The sequence below is a fragment of the Nocardioides sp. NPDC059952 genome (assembly GCF_042730435.1).
GTDB lineage: Bacteria > Actinomycetota > Actinomycetes > Propionibacteriales > Nocardioidaceae > Nocardioides.
Map to the genome: position 1 here is coordinate 1 of NZ_JBHWLY010000167.1, position 1,203 is coordinate 1,203.

Genomic DNA, 1,203 nt, shown 5'->3' on the forward strand with positions numbered 1-1,203 from the left:
GCCCGACGCTCGGTCAGGCCGACGTCGACAGCTACGAAGCCTGGCAAAGGAAGTGCGGGTACAGCGGGGCTGCGGCGGCATGGCCGCCCGGCCCGACCACCTGGAACAAGCTCCAAGTCCCCAAGTCCTGATGGAAGGGAAGCCCATGAACCAGCCGATCCACCTGCCCGGCTCCGAGACCGTCGTGAAGAACGCCGGCACCTACGGCCGCGACCTCCTCGAACGCGTCCTCTCCACGTCCCTCCAGGCGGCCATCGGCGGCATCGTCATCACCCAGCCGCTCGACGGCAGCATGTGGTACGCGGCCGGGGCCGGTGGTGTCGGTGCCGTCCTCGCCCTCGGCAAGGGCCTCGTCGCCCGCGGTCGGGACGTCACCAACAGCGCGTCGCTGGCCAAGGGCGTCTGATGTCGGCCGCGGCGGTCCGGCGGCTCACTCGACGACTGCCGCGGCGCCCTGCTCACCCCTCACTGCACCATCGGAGGTCCTGCGTGGACGCTGCGCAGCTCGGCGCCGTCGGAGCCATCGCCGTCGGGCTCGCATCCGCGGTCGGCGCACTGATTGGGCAGCGGGGCGCGAATAGGGCCTCGCAGTCCGGCGCCGTCCTCGGCGGCTACTCGACACTCGTCGACAACCTGCAAGAGGAACGCGACAAGTTGCGCGACCGGCTCGTCGAAAACGAACGGCAGCTCGCCGCCGCCTACGCCGAACTCGCCAGCGAACGCGCCGACAAGACGGCACTACAGCGGCAGATCACCGAACTCAGCAGTGAGAACACGCGGCTGCGCGCACAGATCGTCGAGCTGGGAGGACACCCCACGTGAACACACGTCGCCACGCGAGGCCGCTCCACGTACAGCGATGGCGATTCCTCGCGGTCGCAGCCGTGCTACTCGTGCTGTCGGGTGCGGTAGTCCTCGTGTGGCTCCGCATCGACGCGGGAGACCGCCGGGCGGATGACCTCGCCGCAGAGGCGGACCTGCGCGGGGACGCCGTGGCCACGCTGGCGACGGATGTGCGGGTGCTGCGCTCGCAGATCAAAGCAGGCGGGGGGACGCCGGCCGCGCCGGACCCGTCGCGAGCGGTAGACGATCTGCCCGCACGCGCCCTGGTGCCTGTGCCGGTCCCTGGCCCGGCTGGGCCTCGCGGTCCGCAGGGCGAGCCGGGACGGCCGGGTGCGACGGGCCCTCCCGGCTCGCCAGGCT

3 protein-coding genes are annotated in these 1,203 nt (G+C 71.7%); 2 read left to right on the forward strand and 1 reads right to left on the reverse strand.

Annotation, left to right across the window (positions count from 1 at the left end; translation table 11 throughout):
- The first annotated feature begins 145 nt into the window (after positions 1–145).
- Both ACFV9G_RS29920 and ACFV9G_RS29925 read left to right on the forward strand, forming a co-directional pair.
- Positions 146–406, forward strand: a complete 261-nt coding sequence (locus ACFV9G_RS29920) for a hypothetical protein (RefSeq protein WP_378733133.1) — start codon at positions 146–148, stop codon at positions 404–406.
- An 83-nt stretch (positions 407–489) separates the two neighbouring features.
- A complete protein-coding gene (locus tag ACFV9G_RS29925) occupies positions 490–822 on the forward strand; it encodes a hypothetical protein (protein WP_375847220.1) in 333 nt (110 codons plus the stop codon).
- A 65-nt stretch (positions 823–887) separates the two neighbouring features.
- On the opposite strand, the gene ACFV9G_RS29930 is transcribed toward ACFV9G_RS29925, so the two are convergent.
- On the reverse strand, positions 888–1,203 hold a 316-nt coding region (locus tag ACFV9G_RS29930; protein ID WP_378733135.1), incomplete at its 5' end, for a hypothetical protein.